This window comes from Acuticoccus sp. MNP-M23, assembly GCF_031195445.1.
Classification (GTDB): domain Bacteria; phylum Pseudomonadota; class Alphaproteobacteria; order Rhizobiales; family Amorphaceae; genus Acuticoccus.
The window spans coordinates 4892111-4912885 of record NZ_CP133480.1 but is presented as its reverse complement, the minus strand read 5'-3'; the positions used below and the strand labels follow the sequence as shown (position 1 = coordinate 4912885).

The 20775-nt window shown below is 64.9% G+C and carries 13 protein-coding genes; 9 read left to right on the top strand and 4 right to left on the bottom strand.

Annotation, left to right across the window (positions count from 1 at the left end; genetic code table 11):
• Window positions 1-11: 11 nt before the first annotated feature.
• Window positions 12-1358: a WecB/TagA/CpsF family glycosyltransferase gene (locus tag RDV64_RS22550; RefSeq protein ID WP_309197218.1), complete on the bottom strand. Its 1347-nt coding sequence runs from the start codon at window positions 1356-1358 to the stop codon at window positions 12-14.
• Window positions 1359-1609: 251 nt separating this feature from the next.
• On the opposite strand from RDV64_RS22550, the gene RDV64_RS22545 reads away from it, so the two are divergent.
• From RDV64_RS22545 to RDV64_RS22530, 4 genes are all read left to right on the top strand, one after another.
• Window positions 1610-2224, top strand: a complete 615-nt coding sequence (locus RDV64_RS22545) for a response regulator transcription factor (protein ID WP_309197217.1) — start codon at window positions 1610-1612, stop codon at window positions 2222-2224.
• A gap of 176 nt (window positions 2225-2400) precedes the next feature.
• Window positions 2401-3927 (top strand): hypothetical protein, encoded by a 1527-nt coding sequence (locus RDV64_RS22540; protein ID WP_309197216.1) that lies wholly within the window; start codon window positions 2401-2403, stop codon window positions 3925-3927.
• Complete coding sequence (locus RDV64_RS22535; RefSeq protein ID WP_309197215.1) at window positions 3920-5251, top strand: hypothetical protein; 1332 nt, start codon at window positions 3920-3922, stop codon at window positions 5249-5251. Before RDV64_RS22540 ends, RDV64_RS22535 begins: the two co-directional genes overlap by 8 nt.
• 317 nt (window positions 5252-5568) lie before the next feature.
• Window positions 5569-8196, top strand: a complete 2628-nt coding sequence (locus RDV64_RS22530) for an ATP-binding protein (RefSeq protein ID WP_309197214.1) — start codon at window positions 5569-5571, stop codon at window positions 8194-8196.
• Here RDV64_RS22530 and RDV64_RS22525 read toward each other — a convergent pair.
• On the bottom strand, window positions 8186-9325 hold the full coding sequence (locus RDV64_RS22525) for a polysaccharide biosynthesis/export family protein (RefSeq protein WP_309197213.1): 1140 nt from the start codon (window positions 9323-9325) through the stop codon (window positions 8186-8188). The two genes, RDV64_RS22530 and RDV64_RS22525, sit on opposite strands and share 11 nt — an antisense overlap.
• 310 nt (window positions 9326-9635) lie before the next feature.
• Here RDV64_RS22525 and RDV64_RS22520 point away from each other — a divergent pair, with 310 nt between their 5' ends.
• From RDV64_RS22520 to RDV64_RS22500, 5 genes are all read left to right on the top strand, one after another.
• Window positions 9636-10913 carry an oligosaccharide flippase family protein gene (locus tag RDV64_RS22520; protein WP_309197212.1) on the top strand — a complete coding sequence of 426 codons (1278 nt, stop codon included), beginning with the start codon at window positions 9636-9638 and terminating at the stop codon, window positions 10911-10913.
• Between the two features lie 11 nt (window positions 10914-10924).
• The gene (locus tag RDV64_RS22515; protein ID WP_309197211.1) at window positions 10925-11863 is read left to right on the top strand and encodes a glycosyltransferase; all 939 of its coding nucleotides are present in this window, start codon (window positions 10925-10927) and stop codon (window positions 11861-11863) included.
• Window positions 11864-11877: 14 nt separating this feature from the next.
• The gene (locus RDV64_RS22510; protein ID WP_309197210.1) at window positions 11878-12867 is read left to right on the top strand and encodes a glycosyltransferase family 2 protein; all 990 of its coding nucleotides are present in this window, start codon (window positions 11878-11880) and stop codon (window positions 12865-12867) included.
• 25 nt (window positions 12868-12892) lie between these two features.
• Window positions 12893-13945: a glycosyltransferase gene (locus RDV64_RS22505; protein WP_309197209.1), complete on the top strand. Its 1053-nt coding sequence runs from the start codon at window positions 12893-12895 to the stop codon at window positions 13943-13945.
• Between the two features lie 238 nt (window positions 13946-14183).
• Window positions 14184-17693 (top strand): autotransporter outer membrane beta-barrel domain-containing protein, encoded by a 3510-nt coding sequence (locus RDV64_RS22500; RefSeq protein WP_309197208.1) that lies wholly within the window; start codon window positions 14184-14186, stop codon window positions 17691-17693.
• Between the two features lie 277 nt (window positions 17694-17970).
• On the opposite strand, the gene RDV64_RS22495 is transcribed toward RDV64_RS22500, so the two are convergent.
• Window positions 17971-18537, bottom strand: a complete 567-nt coding sequence (locus RDV64_RS22495) for a biliverdin-producing heme oxygenase (RefSeq protein ID WP_309197207.1) — start codon at window positions 18535-18537, stop codon at window positions 17971-17973.
• Window positions 18534-20753, bottom strand: coding sequence for an ATP-binding protein (locus RDV64_RS22490; protein ID WP_309197206.1), 2220 nt, complete (start codon window positions 20751-20753; stop codon window positions 18534-18536). Before RDV64_RS22490 ends, RDV64_RS22495 begins: the two co-directional genes overlap by 4 nt.
• Window positions 20754-20775 lie beyond the last annotated feature (22 nt).

Genomic DNA, 20775 nt, shown 5'->3' with positions numbered 1-20775 from the left:
TGGGCTGGTTGTCAGACGGCGCCGCGGCCGGTGATCACGGCACGGGCGGTGAGCGCGACGAGCATCAGGTCGAGCATCAGCGAGCGGGACGCGGCGTATGCGCTGTCGAGGGCGATCATCTTCGTGAAGCTGACTTCGGCGCGGCCGGCGACCTGCCACAGACCCGTGAGGCCCGGCTTCACGCCAAGGCGGGCAAGGGCCTCGGGCGGATAGGCCGCCACCTCCTCGGGAAGGCCGGGGCGGGGGCCAACCAGGGCCATTTCACCGCGCACGACGTTGATGAGCTGGGGCAGCTCGTCCAGCGAAAGGCGGCGCAGGAACCGGCCGACACGGGTGACGCGGGGGTCGCGCTTCAGCTTGAAGCAGACCCCGGCGCGGTCGCTCTGCGCCAGCAGCTCTGCCCGCCGGGCCTCCGCGTCCACATGCATGGAGCGGAACTTGAGGACGGTGAAGGGGACGCCGTTCTGGCCGATCCGGGTTTGCCGGAAAAGGACGGGCCCTTTTGTTTCAAGCTTGATCGCAGCGGCTACGCCGGCAAGGACCGGGGCCATCGCCAGAAGTCCGCCGCCGGCAAGGGCAAGGTCGAGGAGGCGCTTGCCGCCCACGGCGCCCACCTTGTCCGCATCACCCGCAACGCGGGCGGCAACGGCACGGGCCACGAACGTGGCGTTGCCGATGAGGTAGCGTTTTGCAAGACGCTTCGGGTCCAGGAGAAGCCGGTGGATCCACTCGATCCCGGTGCGGCGCATCCACTTCGGAGCGCGGCTGACGGAGCCGGACCAGAAATCGAACTGTGCGCCGACACCCATCACCAGCCGCGCATCGAGCCGGTGGCGATTGCGCGCCACCCACAGATCCTGAAGCGGAACCCCGAAAGCCACCAGCACGATGTCGGCGCCGGAGGCATTCACCTGCGCAATGACAGCATCGCTTTCGTCTGCGGCGAAATAGCCGTCGCGGGTGCCTGCGACCTTGAGGCCATCCACAATCCGTGCGGCGTTGGCAGCGGCTGCGTCCGCAATGCCCGGCCGGCTGCCGAGGAAGTAGATGGAGAGGCCGCGCGCTGCAGCTTCGCGGCATAGCGGCAGGAAGAGATCCGTGCCGTTGAGGTTCGCCTCGAAGCGCTCGCGCTTCAGCTTGGCGGCAAGAGAGATGCCGCTGCCATCGGGCAGCAGATGGTCGGCCCGGCCGAGCGCCCAGCGATAGGCGGGGTCTCCGGCTGCAACGTTGACCACGTGGGCGTTGACGAAGGCTGCGGTGCGGCGTGCGGTGCCTTCCAGAAGGGCCTGCACAGCATCGGACTGCGTAGCGTTGGTCAAGTCGAGACCGAACAGACGAATGGTGTTGGATTTGTTCATGACAGCGCCTTCCTGATTGGATGGCGCCATTGTTCAGCTTTGGCCCGGTTGCTGGTGGTTCCCGGCGCATAACTGATTGTGACATGCGGGCAGGGGGCGCCCCCAACCGGCGCACCGGATGTCCCGGCCGGCCCGTGCGCTATACCGCCGAATAGGCGCGATACGCTGCCGGTGTTATTGGTAAAGGCTAGGCGAACGTTTCGGGGACACTCTATGACTGGTGGTCAGATCAAAGTGGTATGGGCGCAGCCATGAAAATCCTCCTTGCCGACGATCACGAGCTTGTCCGCGACACCATGCGTGCTTTTCTGGAGCAGGAGCCGGGTCTTCACGTCACCGTTGCGCCCGACTTCGACACGGCGGCCAAGATCATCACCAGCGATGGGCCGTTCGACCTCGTGATTCTCGACTACCAGATGCCCGGCATGCATAGCCTCGAAAGCCTCAAAAAGGCCAAGGAGCTGAATTTCAACAACCCGGTGGCCATCATCTCGGGATCAATCCCTCGCTCCGTGGCGGAAGAGGCGCTTGCCGCCGGTGCTGCCGGCTTCCTTCCCAAGAGCATGGCCGCCAGCTCGCTGGTGAATGCCGTGAGGTTCATGGCATCGGGCGAACAATATGCGCCGGTGCGCTACCTCACCGAAAAGGAAGAGGCGCCCGTCAACGAGGTGGCGGCCAAGCTCAGCCCGCGGGAATTGCAGGTTGTCCGTGGCCTCTTCAAGGGACAGTCCAACAAGGAGATCGCCCGCGATCTCGATCTCCAGGAAGTCACCGTCAAGCTTCACGTCAAAACCTTGTGCCGCAAGCTCGACGCGCGCAATCGCACCCAGGCGGCGATGATCGCAAAGGACGCCGGCCTGCTCTGATCGCAGGGCGCGGCAATTGAAAACACACGGCGCTTTGCGGTGCGCCAGTTCGCGCGCGGGCTGCCTATACTTGCGCATAGAGCAGCGCGCCGGTTGCACCTTTTCGCCGTCCTCCCGCGCGCACACAGCGCCAGCCTCCACCCGTAAACCAGTCATGCATTTGACAGGGGTGGCTGATGAACACGCATGTGACGACGGCAGGATTGACGGCGGCGAGCGAAAAGGTGGCCGCCCCTGCTGAGGCCAGGGCAATGCCTGCCGCCAAGCGCAGTGTCGGACTGCGGATCTGGCGGGGGGCGTTGTCGTCCCTCACCGTGGCGCGGGTGTTCCGCGGCGGGCGCGTTGGCGACAGGGGCCGCCTGCCGCGCTACCTGATGGTGGCGTTTCTGGCCGTCTGCGGGCTCTGGGGTCCGATCGTCGCCTACGTCACGCTCGCGCCGGTGCGCTACACGTCCGAACTCGCGCTGATCCTGCCGGGGGCCGGTGCCCAGAGTTCGGTCACCGTGTCGGACATCGGGCAGGCGTCGTCAGCGGCCGCCTCGCCCTATTCCAGCTCCGCCGTCAGCCCGACCGTCACCTACAAGAGCCTTTTGATGTCCCGCGTTCTGGCCGAGCGCGCAGCGGTCGCGCTGGGCGTGACGGCGGCTGAGGTGGGGGCGCCGAAGGTCAAGCTTCAGGACCTGACGAGCCTCATCAAGGTCAGCATGAAAGGCAGCAGCCCCGAAGATGCGCATGCAAGGGCGAGCGCCATGCTGGACGCGCTCCTGGCCGAACTCGACACGCTGCGCAGCGACGAGATCCAGCGGCGCGAACAGTCCACCCAGCTGACGATCGGGCAGTACAAGGATGCGGTGGAGAGCATTCAGCGCCAGATCAGCGCCCTCCAGGCCGAATCCGGCCTGATTTCCGAGCAGCAGTACAAGGACATCGTTTCCGTCAACGAGCGGGTGCGCAAGGAACTGGCCGAAGCCCGCGCGGCGCTGACCACCGTGGAGCATCAGGCCGGTTCGCTGGTGGATCTTCTGGGCACGGGCGCTGATATGGCGGCCAGCACGTTGCGCCTTCACACCGATGCCGAATTCAAGTCGCTTGCCGGTGCGGCCGCGCAGGAGTCGGCCCTGTTCGCGGCAGCCGCCAGCCGGTTCGGCAAGAACCACCCCGCCCGCGTCAACGCCGATCTGCGTTTTCGCGGCACGCGGGCCCGGATGGTGAGCCGCGGCGTGACGCTGACCGGAATGACCCCCGATGCCATCGACAGGCAGATGGACAACCTTGGCGATGGCGAGCGGATTGCGCTCCTCTCCCGTCTCATCTCGTTGACGGCGGAAGAATCGGGGCTCCGCGCCAAGCTCGAAACACTCCAGGGCGAGCTTGACGCCGGCGAGCGCCGTGCCCTGGCTCTGGTGGACACAGCCTCAAAGCTCGACAGCCTGCAGCGGGACTACAAGGTGGCCGAAGCCGTCTTCGCTTCGGCGCTGGCGCGCACCAACACGTCGCGCGCCGACGTGTTCGCGTCCTACCCCATGGTGCAGGTGGCCGAACCGCCGACCATGCCCTGGTCGCCGTCCTCGCCCAACATCATCATCGCCATTGCGGCAGGCGTTGCCGGCACCTTCATGCTGATCTTCGGTCTCATCCTCGGGTGGATCCGCCGGCCGCTGATCGACAAGCTCACCACCCTTGCGGGCGACGCCAATGCGTAATCTCAACCCCGCCGAGAGCATCGTCTTCTGGACGCTTGCTGCCACCTGGCCGCTCTACATGCTGGGCGCCCTCTACATCGTCGGCCCCGTTCTGGCCTGGAGCCTTGGGGGTCTTGCCTGCCTCGCGCTCTTTCTGGGGCCCGCCATGCGTCGCGACCTTCGCGTTGCCGGCACCGTTCCGCCGGTCGTGTGGGCCTGGCTCGGCGGGATGGCGCTGATGCTGGTCGCCCTTTGGCTCGGCCACATCGGCGAAGGCCTCGGCCTTGGCCAGACCATCAAGTCCACCATCGGCTGGGCGAAGGGCTGGGGCATGCTGGCGCTCCTCATCCTGGCGGGGGCGGTGCTGCCAATCCGCCGCATCGCCGTGGTGCGGGCCCAGAGCGTGGTTGCGCTGATCACGCTGCTGCTGCTGCCGGCCATGCTGGCGGCGCCGTTCATCGGCTTGCCGGAGCGGATCTTCGTGTCGCCGCTCAAGGCGGCAGGCGGGCCGGGGCCGGAATATTTCACCGTCTACCTTTATACGCTCGACCCCTCCACGTGGACGCCGCGCTGGCAGTTCTATGCGCCCTGGTCGCCCTTTGCCGGCCTCCTCGGCACGGTGATCGTGATGATGGCGCTGGAGGAAAAGCGCTGGCAGTGGATCGCGATCGGCATACTTGCCGGTCTTGCGATGATCCTCCTGTCGAAGTCGCGCATGAGCCTTGTGGCGCTGGTAGTCTGCACCGTCGGTCCGCGGATGCTGCCGCTGGTTGCCAAGTCGTTCGCCTGGCAGATTGCAGCGGCCGCCATGGCGTCTCTGGCGGTTTTCGGACAGGCGCTGTTGCAGATGGTGCAGGGGGCGGTCGGCGCGTTCAAGTCCGCCCGGGCGGACTCGACGCGGGTGCGCGAAACGCTCCAGCGCATCGCCTACGATCGCTGGCAGACAGAGGCCGTCTGGTTTGGCCATGGCACCGTTCAGCCCGGCCCGCATATTGTCGAGTACATGCCCATCGGCAGCCATCACACCTGGTTCGGCCTTCTGTTCGTCAAGGGCGTAACCGGGGTGCTGGCGCTCATCGTCCCGTTCGTCTGGCAGCTCTGCCTGGCGCTGGACGACACGGTGCGCAATCCCCGGCGCGGCCGCCTGCCGCTCGGCATCATGCTGGCGCTGACCATTCTCACCTTTGGCGAGAACCTTGAGATCGAGGTCTATCTCCTGTGGCCGGCGATCCTCATTCTCGGCATCCACGCCCGCGAGATTGCCGCCGACCGGGTAGCGCGGCCTGTCCGCAGTGGCAGCGACCCGTTCAGCACGGCGCCGACTGGCAGTGCGCCTGCGTGCTAGTTGCTCCCCTACCACCGGTGAGCACACCTTCGTGGGTGTTTCGCCAAGGGCGCTGCTGGAAGCGGCCGGTGCGCAAGGGGCGTCACCGCGCGCCATTGCCCTCAGCGGCTATGCCGTCGACATTCCGAGGATCGACAGTCGCGATCGCGAGGCGATTGTGGCCTACAGTGTCCACGGGGAAGCGATGGCTTTGCGCAAGCGGGGGCCATTTTGGATCGTGTATCCTTGGGGTGGGTGGCGAGGTTTCGGACAGAGGTCATCTATTTGCGCAGCGTCTGGCAGCTCAGGACGCTGGACGTTGTCTGCTAGGAGCGAAGATGGACGAGAACGGTTCAGGGTCTGACACCCGCGCGAGGACCACGTTTGGGCGCCGGATCCGTCTCACCGTCGCTGCCATCGTGCTCATGGTGGTGGTTGCGCTGTCGGTATTCAGCGCGGAAATCTATCAGCAACTGAGAAGCCTTCAGGCGACCTCGCGCGACAATGTGCAATGGTCGATGGCGCAGCTTGAGGTGGAATACCTCATCTTCCAGGACATCGTCCACGAAGCCGATGAGGGCGAGGCGACCCTCGCCGCAGTCCGCCGCCGGTTCGACATTTTCTACAGCCGCGTCGACATTCTGGCCAACAGCGACGTGTTTGCGGTGCTGACCGCGGACCCGGAGAACGCAAGGAGCCTCAGCGCCATCCGCAGCTGGCTGGAAGAGACCGTGCCGCTGATCGACGGTCCCGACGATGCATTGGGCGCTGCGCTCCCCAACCTCGACGATGCCGTCCAGGCGCTGCGTGAGCCGATCCGCCGCATTTCCCTCCAGGGTGTCCGTCTGTTTGCGGAGGCTTCGGACAAGAGCCGGGATGCATTCTCGGCCCTGCTGTTTCAGACGGCGGCCATTGCGGGCGTCCTCATTGTCAGCCTTGGCGTTCTTCTTGGCCTGTTCATCCGCCAGAACCGGATCTCGATGCGCCGCGCAGAACAGCTCAGGCTGTCTGCCGAGCGTTTCGAGCAGACCATCAACGGTTCGCTCAACGCCATTGTGGTGACGGACGAGGCGGGCACGGTGGTGGGGTTCAATCCCGGCGCGGAACGCACCTTCGGCTATTCGCGCAACGCGGCGCTTGGCACCAGCATCAGCGCGCTCATTGTCCCGCAGCGGCACCGCGCAGCCCACGCCGCTGGCATGGAGCGCTATCGTACAACCGGCAAGGGCAACATCATCGGCAAGGGCCGGGTGGAGATCGAGGCGCGCCACGCCGACGGGCACGAGTTCATGGTGGAGCTGGCGCTGGCGAGCACAAGCGGGCCGGAGGGCAAGCGGTTCGTGGCCTATCTTCGGGACATCACCGAGCGCCTGCAAAACGAGCAGGATCTCACCGAGGCGCGCGACAAGGCGCTGGCGGCGGCACGCTCCCGCTCCCAGTTTCTTGCGGTGATGAGCCACGAAATGCGCACGCCGCTGAACGGCGTTCTGGCCGTGCTCGATCTTCTGGGCGAAACCCGGCTTGACGGCAAGCAGCGCGAATTCGTCGAAACCGCCATCGCATCGGGCGAGATCCTGCAACACCACATCGACGATGTTCTGGATATCACCCGCATCGAATCCGGCCAGTTGACGTTGCAGCCGAAGCCTTTCGACCTGGCTGCGCTGCTTGAAGAAATTGCGCGGATCAACCGTCCGTCAGCCGAGGCGCGCGTCAACACCATTTCCGTCAAGGCCGATCTGCCCGATGGCTTCGTGCTGGCCGACCGGCACCGCATCACCCAGCTCCTCCTCAACCTTGTCGGCAATGCGGTGAAATTCACCGAAGGCGGCCGCATCGAGATCCGCGCAGGCCGCGCCGGCGGTGAGGCGCCGGGCGTGTTCGACATTGCGGTCAGCGACAGCGGCATCGGGATCGACGCGGGCGACATGGAGCGTATCTTCGACGACTTCGTGACGCTGGACCCGTCCTACCGGCGCAAGGCGGCCGGCTCCGGCCTTGGTCTTTCCATCTGCCGGCGGATTGCCCGCGCCATGGGCGGCGAAATTCTGGTGGAGAGCCAGATTGCGCGCGGAAGCCGCTTCACCCTGCGGCTGCCGCTGGAGTTCGTTGCTGCCGAGGCGCCGTCCGCGCCACTGTTGCTGCACGATCCGGACGCGGCGCCGATCCGCACCGAAGCGCTGAAAGTGCTTCTGGTGGAGGACAACGAGACCAACCGCTTTGCCGCCCGCGAAATGCTGCGCCGGGAAGGGTGCGAGGTGACGGAAGCCAAGGACGGACTGATCGGCCTCAGCCTTTCGGAGCGCCAATGCTACGACCTCATCTTGATGGACATTTCGATGCCCCGTCTCGACGGGATGGAGGCGACCCGTGCCATTCGCAAGGGCGATGGGGCGTCCGCCGCGTCGCTCATCATCGGGTTGACGGCCCATGCGCTGCCCGAAGAGCAGCGCAAGCTGCGTGAAGCGGGGATGCAGGCCTGCCTGACCAAACCCCTGCGCGTGCGCGCCCTGCGGGAAACGCTGGAAGAATATTTCCCTGCCGCGGCGCAGCAGCCACCCGATCCCGAGCCGACCCCGCCGCCAGAGCCTGAGGAGGGCGAGGACCCCGTTCTGGAGCCCGAAATCATAAGCGAATTGCAGGGCGCGCTGACGCCGGCAAAACTCACGAAATTCATTGCCAAGTACCGCTCGGAGCTTCTGGCGGTCGCGGCGGAGCTTCACGCAGCGGGGGAGGACCTTGCCGTCATCCGGGCGCTGGCGCACCGCGCGGCGGGTGCCGCTTCGCTCATCGGCGCGGAAGGGTTGAAGGCAATTTTTGCCACGCTGGAAGATGTCGCCATAGACAATGAGGCGGAGTTTATAGCGCCGCTTCTGGAAGAGCTGGACAAGACAATCCCGGTCGTCTTCGCCGCGCTTGACCGGCTGGACACCGCGCCCCCGGACGAAACGGCGCCTACCGGCTGATCCCGAGGATGACGGCCGGGGTGGCGGCGGCACCCAGCGCCCGGGCCACTTCGGTGACGCTGACGACGGTGCTGTCGTAGCAGGCGATGGAATCGTAGGGCATCAGATACGGGTTGTAGCTGTCCCGGTCGGAGCGGCGCAGCAGATCTTCGATGTCGCGCTCGACCACAATGGAATCGCCGGTCACCGGGTCCCGGCTGAGCAGGATGGCCGAACGGTTGGCATTGGTGAGCTTTGCGCCGCCATAGCAGTTCATGCCGAACACCGCCTGGATGAAGCGCGTGCCGTAGCGCAGGTCCGTGGTGTCCTTCGACACGGCGGCCAGCGCATTCGCATCCGCCGGTTGCGAGAGGTTGGACATGTAGACCTTGATGCCGGGCGGCGTGACCGAAGACGGCCGGGCAAGCTCCGGCTGAAAACATTCAAGGCTACGCACCTCGATCTGGTCGCTTTCCAGAAGGATCGGATCGTTGAACGGGCGGCCGAACATGGCGGGCCGCACGTCGATCTTGCGGACCTCGCCAGCGCGTCGCAAAATCACCTGCTTGAGGTCCGCATCGGGCCGGACGCCGCCGGCCGCCTGGAGCGCGGCCGACAGGCGCCGCGAGCCGGCCACCGCGCCGATGGCGCTCTGCCGCGTGCGGTCGATGTCGCTGCCGGACACGGCGCCGACCGTCACCGCGTTGGGTTCGAATACCGCGCCGGAGACGAACACCCGCGCTGCCGCAAAGTCGGCCACGCGCACGGAAATCCGCGGCGCTTTCTCGTAAAATTCCTCGGCGACGAGTTCCTGGGCAATGGCCCGCTCCACGGCCTGCACCGTCCGTCCCTTGGCCGAAATGGCGTCGATGTACGGGAGTTTCAGCGTGCCGTCCTGGGACACCTCGTAGGATCCGGTGAACGTTTCGTCGCTGGCAATGGAGACGGTGAGAAGGTCGCCCGGCGTCAGGTGCTCCACGTCCGGATAAACGGTGGTGGCGCTGCGGCCGGCAGCAATGCCGACCCCGGATTCGCATCCCACCTGCTTGGAGACGACGGGTTTTGCGGTTTTCGGCTTTGCCGCGTCGCGATATTGGGGCTGGTAGCCAAACCCGTCAGACACCGGCTGGATGTTGCTGATCGTGTCCAACGAAGAGCAGCCTGCAACCACAGCGGCAACGCATGCAACGCTCAGATCCGCAAAGCCTTTACGCCACATAACAACTGTCGCCTTCATTTGCTCCAGGATGAAGCGTTACCATGTTCGGCGATGCCACTTAATGCGCTATTGACGCGCCGCGCCGCCAAACATCCCGAGACCTACCCTAAAGTGTAGTCCGCGCGCCAACGGGCACTTTCCGCTGTGCGTGCGCGCGCCCCGCCAATTGTTCCGCAAGTGCATAACTCTTTGCAGCGGAGAGCCATGGGGGCGGGCCGCACGGCAGCGGAGTGCAGCAGACATGACAAGGTTCCCGGCATCGGTTGAAGCCCTTGCGCTGCCGCCCGCGGCGCGCCGTCTGGCCGGCCATGTGGCAGCCTACGCCGCATCCGAAGTGTTCGCCAAGGCCTCGCGCCTGCTGACCGTGGTCGCCATGGCACGGTGCCTCGATGCCGGCGCGATCGGCGTTGCCGCCGCTGCCCTGGCCACCGGCGAAATCATGAAGGCGCTTGCCGAAAACGGTGTCGGCCAGCGGGTGATCGCAGCCCCGGCCGAAGATCTGGACGCAACGGTGAACGGCGCGCGCCGGATCTTCTGGGCGTGGTGCATTGCGCTGGCGCTTCTCCAGTGCGGCGTTGCGGGCGTGCTCTACCTTGCAGGCGGAAATGCGCTGACCGCGGGCCTCATCGCGCTTCTCGCCCTTGAATATCTGATCATGCCGGCAGCCCTGGTGCAGTGCGCGCTGGCAATGCGCGAAGGCAAGCTGCGGCAGACCGCAATCATTGCCGGTGCGCAAAATGTGGGTGCCAACGTGGTGACGGCGCTGCTGCTCATCGTGTGGCCGAGCCCGCTGGCCGTGGTGGTTGGCAAGCTCTCCACCGCGCCTTTGTGGCTGGTGGCCATGCGACGCCTGCGGCCGTGGACGGCCTCCGCCGCCCCCGCGCTGCCGGTGCGTGCCTTTGCGGGCTTCGTGCGGGCTGCCGTTGCCATCGAGCTGGTGCGGGCAGCCCGCCAGCAGGGCGACAAGCTGATCATCGGCGGCGTTCTGGGTCTGGACGCGCTGGGGGTTTATTTCTTCGCCGTCAGCGCAGGGCTTGGGCTGGCGACCTCGTTCAGCACCGCGCTGTCCACGGTGCTCTTTCCGCACCTCAGCCACAGCACCGACCGCGGGGCCGATGCCCGCCGCGCCACGCTCCTGTCGGTTGCCTTCATCGCCCCCGTCGTTTTCGCCCAGGCGCTGATGGCTCCGCTTTATGTCCCGCTCGTTTTCGGGGCCGGGTGGGGGGATGTCGCACCGCTGGTGTCGATCCTCTGCCTTGCTGCAATTCCGGCGGTCCTGTGGGCTGTCACCGCGCAATATCTCAGGGCCGACGGGCGCATCAACCAGGAGTTCGTCCGTGCCGCGCTGCTGGCTGCGGTGATGACCGTGGCGACGCTCGCCGCGGCCCCTTACGGCCTCACCGCCGTGGCCTGGACCATCCTGATTGCCGCAACGGTCAGCCACGCTGCGGTGTGCCTTCCCCTTTTGATTGCCACGCCGAAGCTGCCGCTGCGCCTTGCCGCTGCAACCGCACGCTGAAGGAGACCGAAATGCCGAAATTCTCCGTCATCATCCCCGCCTACAACGCCGAAGCCACCCTCGGCGAAACGCTGGACTCGCTCATCGGCCAGACCTTCACGGACTGGCACGCGGTCATCCTCGACGATGCCTCCACCGATGGCACCGTTGCGCTTGGCGAAGCCTTTGCCGCGAAAGACGAGCGCATCAGCGTCGTTGCCCTTGGCAAAAGCGGTCCGAGCCGTGCGCGCAACATCGGCGCCGCTCAGTTCGCCCGCGCCGACTGGCTCGCCTTCCTCGATGCGGACGACATCTTTGTGCCGGGCAAGCTGGCACGGCTGGCAGCGCTCACCAGCGGCGCGGATGCAGCGGATGCCTTTTACGGTCGCGTCGCTTTTTTCCGCGGCACCCCGCAGAGCGCGAAAACGGTGTCGAAGGTGCGTGCCGAGGCGCTGACGCCGTTCGATCTGCTTTGCGAAAACCCGGTCTGCACGTTGTCCAATCTGGTGGTCCGGACCAGCATCTTCCGCGACATCGGCGGGTTCGACCCGAAGGTCGTGCATGGCGAAGACGTGGAGATGATGATCCGCATGGCCGCCGCCGGTGGCCGGATCGAGGGCGTGGACGAAACGCTCGTCTACTACCGCGCCAGCGACGGCGGCCTGTCTGCCGACTTGCAGGCCATGCGTGCCGGCTGGCAGGCGGCGGCCAACACGGTTGGCGCCCTTGGTGTTGCCATTGCCCCCCGCGCGCTCGCGCAGGCCGAGGCGATCCACCTTCGCTATCTCGCCCGCCGCGCGTTGCGGGTGCGCACAGGCCGCTTCACTGCGCTGAAGCTGGCGGCCCGTGCGGTTCGTCTCAGCCCGCCTGCTTTCTTTTCCGATCCCCGCCGGGGTGCGCTCGTTCTTATGGCCGCCTGCGCCGAACCCTTCCTGCCCGCGGCCGCCCGCCGCCTGGCCTTCAACCATTGACCGAGGAGCCCACAATGACCTTCCCCAAAGCCTCCATCGTCGTGCCGGCCTACAACGCGGCAGCGACCCTCGCAGACACTCTCCGCTCACTCCTGGCGCAGACCTTTCAGGACATGGAAATCGTCGTCGTGAACGACTGCTCCACCGACGACACCCTTGAAGTGGCTGCCGCATTCGACGATCCGCGCATCCGTATCGTGTCCCAGCGCAATCGCGGCCTGTCCGGCGCCCGCAATGGCGGCATTGAAGCATCGCGCGGCGCCTATATCGGCTTTTGCGATGCGGACGATCTGTGGCTCCCAGAGAAGCTGGAGCGCCATGTGGCCCACCTTTCTGCCAACCCCAACCTCGGCCTCAGCTACGCAGGCTCGGAGATGATCGACGGGGCGGGCAAGCCTCTCGGCGTTCGCCAGTCGCCGCGTCTCACCGGCATCACGGCGGCGCACATCTTCTGCCGCAACCCTGTCGGCAACGGTTCGGTCGCCGTGTTCCGCCGCGAGGCGCTGGATGCGATCCGCTACCGCCCGCGGCACGAAACCGAGCGGGACTGGTGGTTCGACGAGACCTTCCGCCAATCCGAAGACATTGAAGCGTGGATGCGCTTTGCCCTGACGGCCGATTGGGACATTGCCGGCATCGACGGCCATCTCACCTTGTACCGCGTTCACACCGGCGGCCTGTCCGCCAACATTCACTGCCAGTTCGAAAGCTGGACGCGGATGCGGGCCAAGGTGGCCGACCTGTCGCCCCGGCTGGACGCATCGCACGGCGACCGCGCCGCGGCCTACCAGCTGCGCTACCTCGCCCGCCGCGCCGTGAAGATGGGCGATGGCGCGGCCGCGCTCGGCCTCATTGGGCAGTCGCTGTCCGCCTCCACCCGGCCGCTGCTGGAGGAGCCGGTCAAGACCGCCGTGACCGCCGCGGCTGCCATCGTTCTCGCCATTGCCGGACGCGACCGTTTTGCGGCCGTCGAAGCGCACATTCTTTCCGCCCGCACCGCCTGATCCTCAGAGCCAGAAAGACACAGCCATGAAATATGCCGTCGCCCACCTCATCGATGATGCCTCTTTTGGCGGGATCAACCGGATGCTCGCCCACCTCGAAGCCACCTCGGAAGATGGCGCCGTTTGCCACCGGATCGTCCGGGTCCGGCGCGGGCAGATGAACCTGCCGCAGATGCAGGCCGACGTGGTGGTCTCGCACCTGTCGACCTCATGGTCGAACATGCCGCTGTTCACCGCGCTCCGCGCCGCCTATCCGGACCAGCCGCTGATCCATGTCGAGCATAGCTACTCGGAGCGTTTCGCAGCGTTGAACGTCACCAGCCGGGCGCGGTTCGGCGCGCTGCTGAAAAGCGCCTACGCCCTGTTCGACAGGGTTGTGGCGGTGAGCGAAGCGCAGGCAAACTGGCTGGTGCGGCGCGGCTTTGTGGCGGAGCAAAAGCTGCACGTCATTCACCCCTGCGTCGACCTTGAGCCCTTCATGGAGGCTGCTTCAGCGCCGGCCCCCGGCCGTCGGATCGTCGGCGCGCTCGGCCGGTTCGACACCCAGAAGGGGTTCGACATCCTCATCAAGGCGTTCCGCGCGTTGCCGACGTCGGACATGACGCTTCATCTTTATGGCGACGGTCCGGAGCGGGAGGCTCTGGTGGCACTTGCGGCCGGTCAGCCCAACATCGTGTTCAAGGGGTTTGCCGCCAACCCGGCAGAGGCGATTGCAGAGTGCGACGTGATTGCGATGCCGTCGCGGTGGGAGCCGTTCGGCCTGGTGGCGCTGGAGGCGCTGGCCGCCAGCCGCCCCGTCATCTGCCCGCGCGCAGACGGGATGGCGTGCCATCTCGTCGCCGGTGCCATCGACGTGCAGGAGAACACGCCGGGCGGCTGGGCGGCCTGTCTGGAAGAGGTGTTTTCCGTGCCGGCCGACATCGTCGACGGAGAGCGGGTCGCATCCGAGGCGATGGCCTCCTTCGAGCGCGAGTGGACAGAGCTTCTCCAGTCCGTCACGCCCAGCGCCTCGCCCGTCGCACCGGGGGCGATCACCGGGTTTGCCGCCGCAACTCGCCAGGATTTGCACGCAGGGTGAGGGGCGGGGCCGTCCTTTGGCCTCGCTGCAACACTCCGGGCGCGCGATGCATTGGCTGCAACACCGGGTCTAGATTTCTGATGTGACGCTGATAGCGTGACGGTCACGAAAAATCACGCTTCCGGGGGCCAGGGTGGGCTGCAACTGCACTTCACGGGGACGGTTGTTTTCAACAGTCGCCGCGCTTTTGATCGTCTCCGCGCACGCGACGTCAGCGTTTGCGCAAGCACCGGGCGGTGTGCCCTGGGCAAACCCCACCACTGCGGCAGAGATCCAGGTTGCCATCGATCAGGCGCTGATTGCCAAGCGCATTCCCGGCGCCGCAGTCTCCATCCGCCAGGGTGATGTGCGGTGGACGTCGAATTCCGGCACGGCGAATGTCGCAACCGGCGCCCCGCCAACGGCCGGCACCATTTTCGCCTACCGCAGCGTGACCAAATCGTTCGTCACCACGGTCGTTCTGCAGCTGGCGGAAGAGGGGCTTGTCGGGCTCGACGATCCGGTCGGCAAATATGTCAGCGGGGTGCCGGGCGGCGACGAGATGACGATCCGCGAGCTTGCGCAGATGCGCTCGGGGCTCTTCAACTACACGCGGTCGTCCGCCTTCATCACGGAGTTGCTGGCGGACCCGGGCAGGGCCTGGACCGCCGAGGAACTGCTCTCCTACGCCGTCGACCAGCCGCTCGAGTTCGAGCCTGGCACCTCCTACGAATATTCCAACAGCAACACCGTGCTCCTTGGCCAGGTGATCTCGGCTGCCACAGGCAATGACTGGTCGGAGGAGGTCCGGCGCCGGATCTCCAGACGGCTGGGCCTGAGCTCGGTGGTCAATCAGGGCGCGGGCGCGATGCCGACGCCGAACGCCGTTGGCTATGTCGATGCCGGTGATGGCGAGGGCCCCCAATCGCTTTCCGACTTCAATGCGTCCGGCGCCGGGGCTTCGGGCGCTTTGGTGGGGGTCCTTTCGGACCTGGAGCGCTGGGGCAAGGCGGTGGGCAGCGGAGAGCTGATCGACCGGCGTGATTTCGTCGAACGGCTGAAATCGTTCGGCTCCACCGCGGCCGATCCGCAAAGCCCGGAATATGACAGCTACGGCTTCGGCATGGGCGAGATCTCCGGCTATATCGGGCACACCGGCAACGGTCTCGGCTTCGAGGCGCTGGTGATGTACGACCGGGCGAACGACCGCACGATCACCATTTTGCTGAACGCCAGCAATCCCGGCGACGGGAACGCGCCGGCCGACCTGTTCAAAGAGCTGCTGGATGTTCTGGACTGGACCGAACCGGACACCCAGCGTCAGGTCGCGGGCAATCGCCGGCGCGTGGTTGTCGACGCCGGCACCGTGTGGACCGGGCTCGTCAGCGGACCGTTTCGCACCCGCGCCGCGGTCTATGCCGACGATGGCGGTTCCGCCACTGCAAATGGCTGGGTGACGCTGGAGCCGATGCAGGACTATGTGCCTGCCATCTATGTTGGCGATGGCCGCGTGACGCTCGGCCGTGGCGGCGACATCACTGCCTCGACCGGCGGCGACGGCGCTTTCCTGGCCGCACCGCAGGGGACCGCCTCACTCTCCCTTCGCAACGTGAACATCATGATGGCTGGCGACGAGGTCAGCGGCATCGGTGTCGATGCGCGGGACAACGCGGTCGCCGAGCTGATCGACGCCAACATCAAAGGCACGGCGCTGGCGGGCCTTCATGCGGGCGGCAATGCGCCCGCGACGATCCGGGGCAAAGGCGTCGATGTCGACCTTTCCAGCGGCGATGGCGTGTGGGTCGAAGCGGACGGCTCGGTCGATCTCGCGGACAGCCGGATTGCGCTCAGTGGCGCCGGCATGGGCCTCAATGTCTCGGGCGTCGACGGCGCTGCGAAAATGCGGGGGACGGACCTTGCCGTCGAGACCATTGCGCCGGGCAGCTATGGCGTGCTCGCCTACGGGGCGGGGGCCGATGTCGCGCTCAACGGCGGCTCAGTGATGACGCGAGGCGCTGATGCCCACGCCATCGTGCTGGGCGAGGGGGCGCAGATCGCCCTCGCCGGGTTGGACGTTTCTGTGTTGGGCACGTCTTCGGCGGCGGTCGCGGCGCTCTCTCCAAACGGGCTTAGGCGCCGCCGCAATGCCGCCCGACCATTGACGCAAAATACGCTCTCCCTGACCGACAGCACGCTTTCAGCGTCGAACGGCCCGGTCGTCATGGCAGACGGAACCGCGTTGGCGCTGACGGCGTCCGGTTCGGCGCTGAACGGCGCGATCACCCGCTCCGCCAACGCCCGCATCGACCTGACACTGGCGGACGGCAGCGCATGGATGCTTCCCGCCGCCGGGACGGGGCTGCGTTCGCAGGTCGACAATCTGGTGAATGCCGGGAGCACGGTTGCGTTTGCGCCGCCGGCCGGCGCTGGCTTCCAGAGCCTGACCGTCGGCAATTATGCCGGTGCCGGTGGCGCGCTGGTCATGAACGCGCAGCTGGGGGCAGGGGGCGCGGCCGACCGCCTCATCGTCGATGGCGGACTGGCACGCGGAGAGACCCGCGTTGTTCTGGCGCCTTTCGGCGATGGTGGGCTCACCAAGGGCAACGGCATCAGGCTGATCGAGACGGCCAATGGCGGTCAGACGACGCAGAGCGCGTTCACCCTCGCAAACCGTGTCGCAAGCGGCGCGTTCGAATACGGGCTTTACCGCGGCAGCGCAGCGCGGCGCGACGACTGGTACCTGCGTTCGACGCATGGCGGCATGACCGGACCCGGCGCGCTGCCCGATTTCAGGCCGGAAGTTGCCGTGGATACCGCGCTCCCCGCCATCGCTTCGCAATATGGTCTTGCCATTCTCGGCACGCGCGACGAACGCATCTCGGCCCGTTTGCCGGGCAATCATAGCACCGCCTGGGGCCGCGCGATCGGTGAGACCGGCAGCCGGGGGGGCGGCGGCGGCACCGCGGCGGAGCGGCTGAACCGCTTCCGGAACGACGGGCCGGGCTACGATTATAATCTCGCAGGGTTTCAGGCCGGCTATGATCATCGCCTGTCGCAGCCGGGCGACACGGTGCAAAATCTGGTCGGCTTTTATGTCGGCTCGGGCCAGATCCACGGCACGGTGGATGCCGTCTATGATGGCCCGGCCGGCAAGGTCTCGATGGACGCCTATTCATTCGGCGCCTACTTCAACCATGAGCAGGCAAGCGGCTTCCGTCTCGACGCCGTCCTCCAGGGCACCTTCTACGACAACGCCCGCGCGCGCTCGAACCTCGGCGAAACGCTGGAGAATGATGGCTTCGGCATGATCGGTTCTCTGGAGGCCGGCTACCGTTTCGACCTTGGCGAAGGCTTTGCCGTCGAACCGCAGGCGCAGCTCGTCTATCAGATGCTCTCAATGGACAATGGGGCAGACAGCTACGGGCGCATCAATTTCGACGCGGCGAACGACGTTTTCGGCCGGATCGGCGCACGCCTGAGCCGTGACTGGACGCTTCCGACAGGCGAAGTGTTGACTGGCTGGGCGCGGACAAATCTCTGGCACGCTTTCGGCGATGGTTCGCAGGTCACATTTGAGGGTCTCGGCGGCGCCAATCCCGTCTCGTTCGATTCGGGGCTCGGCGGGACCCGTGTGCAGCTTGGCCTCGGCGCGTCGATTGCATTGTCCGACAGGGTGAGCCTCTTCGCGTCCGGCGACTATGATGTCCGGATCGATGATTATTCGGGCCACGCGCTTGGCGGGCGGATCGGCGCCACCGTGCGCTGGTAGGGCTGTTGCGGCTTTCGAGTGCGCCCACCGCGCATCAAGGGCCCGCCGGCCAGGCTTCCTGAAGGCGTCGCCTATCCCGCTGACGGTCATGGAGCCTGCTTTCCGGAAGCCCGGCGGAAGGCTCGGACATGGGCTCAGTTGTGTGGCTTTAGCAGGGAACGTCATCGCGAGGGAGACCCGCGCATCTCTGCCGCTGCTTTGGCCGGTCCGTCGCTCCTAGGCATAAATATTTTCTGTGATTGCGCCAAATACATTCGAATCAACGGAATGTAGGGCGTCATACATGCTCGGTATGGAAATCAGCGACTTTCCGGTAATAATTGAAGAGTGTAGTCGCCCCTCGTACACATCGCTCCACAACCGCTTCTGGCAACGACTCGATCAATGTGCACAAATATTTCCACGCAGCAGGATCCTGCGGTTGAAAGACGGATCTTGCGACCTCCGGAAAGAGCTTGCCAACCCTCTTGAAGAGGATACCGCCGCCGATGGCGGAGCCGTGAACCACATAAAGGGCGCCGAGAAGTTCCGGCTCGCCCTCGATCAGCGCGCCACCATCGGCCAGCGACGCCTCGTTTCTGCGGTCTGACTCCATGCGCAACACTGACAGGCGGTCCGCTAGCGACAGCTCCGGCCAGATGGCACGTCGTGCACGCTCGGCCTCAACAATTTCGATCGCAGCGAAAGACACGGCAGCGCACGCTCTCAGCTCGTCGATTGTCAGGTCCGCTGCCAGCAACCGCGACAGGAGCGGGTGGCGATGAAGGCCCTGATGCAAATCCTCCGTGGCGGCGCGAAGACGGTGCCGGACACTATTGTTCGAGCGGGCGCCTGAACTTGTCATTGTGCGGACTTGGGCAGTTCGAGCACGAATTTTGCGCCGTCATTGCAAGACGTGTCGAGAAAAATTCTGCCGCCGTGCAACTTCGCGATCTCGGCGCAGATCGACAAGCCGAACCCGGACCCTTCGGCATCGCAGTCGTGCACAAGGCGTTTCGATGGCTCGAATATTCGCTCCGCATAGATATCGGGAATGCCGGGTCCGTTGTCCGTGACAACGATGAGGTGATGAGAGTCCGTTTCTTCGGCTTCGACTTTCAACCGAAGCGGGCTATCGGATTTTGCGTATTTAAGAGCATTTCCGATGAGGTTGAGGAAGATCCTGACCAGAAGGTCTGGCGCGCAGTTGCAAACCGGGAGCGTGCCCGTCGTGATACTGGCGTCCGCCAAGCGGATGTCCTGCTTCATCAACTCGCAGGCATCAGCCACCAGTGTCGCGAGGTTCACCGGCTCGAAAGTCGGAGCCTGCTCCCGAAGCACAGACATTTCGAGCAGGCTTTCGGTCAGTCGCTGTAATTTTCGCGCTTGTAGCGCCGCCAATTCGCGATGCTCCCTGATACTGTCCTCATCGCCCTTGTCTTCTTCCATCCAGGTCAGTGCTGATGTAATTCCGCGTAATGGCGACTTGATATCGTGGGCCGCCATGTGTGCGAACCGGCGCAGGGATGCGTTCTCATCTCTCAAGAGAAGCTGTGACGAGACAATGTCGAGAAACTCCTGGAAGATTTCGCGGGCGGCCTGGAGTTCAGCTTCCTTCCACGGAAGGCTCTGGTCTCTGTGCTCTGCGATCCACCTGTCAAAGGATTGTCTTGGCCCGAGCGTCAGCCCGGTTTCGGGATCGGCAATCACCTTCGCATCCGGACGCCCCGCCCAGGCAATCCGCCGGGTGATCGGGCCGCGAAACCAGAGAAGCTGACACACCCGGTGCACCACAATCGGTTGCGCAAGAACTCCGCAGGCAACATCCTTATATTCTGCCGCTGCCGGATATTCGTTTTGTAGAGAAATCGTCTGAAATTGATCTTTGCCGCTTGTGTTTTCATTTATCCAGCGCATCAGATCGCGGATAAAGCTGTCCGGCGGCGTCTCGCCCGATGTGTAGAGATTTTGACCGAACAGAAAGGCAAAGCCATCAGCCCGCAGGAAATTCCGCAGGACCGGAACCAGCGTGACAACCACATTCTCGATGTTGCCGGTCTGACGCAATTCTGCGGCGAACTCGCTTTCTATCCGCCGCAGCTGGGTAATCATGTTGGCGGTTTCGGTGCGCTGTGTCTGATCGTATCGCAGCATGAGGGCGGTCGAGATTTCCTGCGCGAGCGACCAGCTGTCCGGCGGCACGGCAAGCATTTCGCTATGGTGGCAGGCTATCAATCCCCAAAGCTGACCGTTGTTGATGAGATTACAGGAAAACGAAGTTTCAGCGCCCATGTTACGAAGATAGGCAGTGTGCATGGTCGATACTGCGCGACTTATCGACCACGTCATATCCAAAACGCTTGCGTGTTCCGCCAGCGCTTGAAGCGCGACATTCTCGTCACTGGCCGTGCCGATGAAACGGTACGGGATGATGGTCATCAAATCTCTGACCTGCTTTGGAATGTCAGTATCGGGAAAGTGCATTCCCGCCATTGATGGCAATCGGCCCGTTCGGGCCTCGGCGATGACGGAACCCGACCAGTCAGGCAGGAACTTGAAGATCTTGACCCTGTCGATCTCCGTGAGTTCTTGCACTGCGGTCGCAGCAAGATGAGAAGCAATTGCAAAGCTCTCGGCTCCCATGATCTTGGAGCAGGCCGAACCGCAGCTGCGCAGGCGTTTGCGCAAGACTGCCGGCGATGCAGTATCGCTGCGGATGAACTCGATAAAGCGGTGTCCAGCGTGCGTATGGGTTACGATATCGTAGACCGCGCTAGAAGATTCGATTTGCGTGTCCAGGATTTCGTGCGCGACCTGGTTTGACCGATCGAGATCGGCGACCCGCGCGGCTATCTCAGGCGACAGAGAATTAAGAGGAGTGCCGAGAATTTCCGTTGCCGAAAGGCCGAAAAACGCATCAATATTTTCCGATGCTCCGCAAATAAGACTGTCATCTTCCACCAGAACAATCATCCCGGTGCCCTGCTGGATTGTCCCGCAGAGATGAACCTGTTCAAGATCACAGTCGCTTAGCGAAACATTTTCCGTCCGCTCGAAAAAACGGGAGAGCGATAGGGCCATTTCACACCTCGGATCTTTGGGT

Excerpts from the sequence above, each read along its gene's own strand:
- RDV64_RS22550 (WP_309197218.1), bottom strand. The coding sequence starts at position 1,358 with ATGAACAAATCCAACACCATTCGTCTGTTCGGTCTCGACTTGACCAAC.
- RDV64_RS22545 (WP_309197217.1), top strand. The coding sequence starts at position 1,610 with ATGAAAATCCTCCTTGCCGACGATCACGAGCTTGTCCGCGACACCATG.
- RDV64_RS22540 (WP_309197216.1), top strand. The coding sequence starts at position 2,401 with ATGAACACGCATGTGACGACGGCAGGATTGACGGCGGCGAGCGAAAAG.
- RDV64_RS22535 (WP_309197215.1), top strand. The coding sequence starts at position 3,920 with ATGCGTAATCTCAACCCCGCCGAGAGCATCGTCTTCTGGACGCTTGCT.
- RDV64_RS22530 (WP_309197214.1), top strand. The coding sequence starts at position 5,569 with ATGGACGAGAACGGTTCAGGGTCTGACACCCGCGCGAGGACCACGTTT.
- RDV64_RS22520 (WP_309197212.1), top strand. The coding sequence starts at position 9,636 with ATGACAAGGTTCCCGGCATCGGTTGAAGCCCTTGCGCTGCCGCCCGCG.
- RDV64_RS22515 (WP_309197211.1), top strand. The coding sequence starts at position 10,925 with ATGCCGAAATTCTCCGTCATCATCCCCGCCTACAACGCCGAAGCCACC.
- RDV64_RS22510 (WP_309197210.1), top strand. The coding sequence starts at position 11,878 with ATGACCTTCCCCAAAGCCTCCATCGTCGTGCCGGCCTACAACGCGGCA.
- RDV64_RS22505 (WP_309197209.1), top strand. The coding sequence starts at position 12,893 with ATGAAATATGCCGTCGCCCACCTCATCGATGATGCCTCTTTTGGCGGG.
- RDV64_RS22495 (WP_309197207.1), bottom strand. The coding sequence starts at position 18,537 with ATGACAAGTTCAGGCGCCCGCTCGAACAATAGTGTCCGGCACCGTCTT.
- RDV64_RS22490 (WP_309197206.1), bottom strand. The coding sequence starts at position 20,753 with ATGGCCCTATCGCTCTCCCGTTTTTTCGAGCGGACGGAAAATGTTTCG.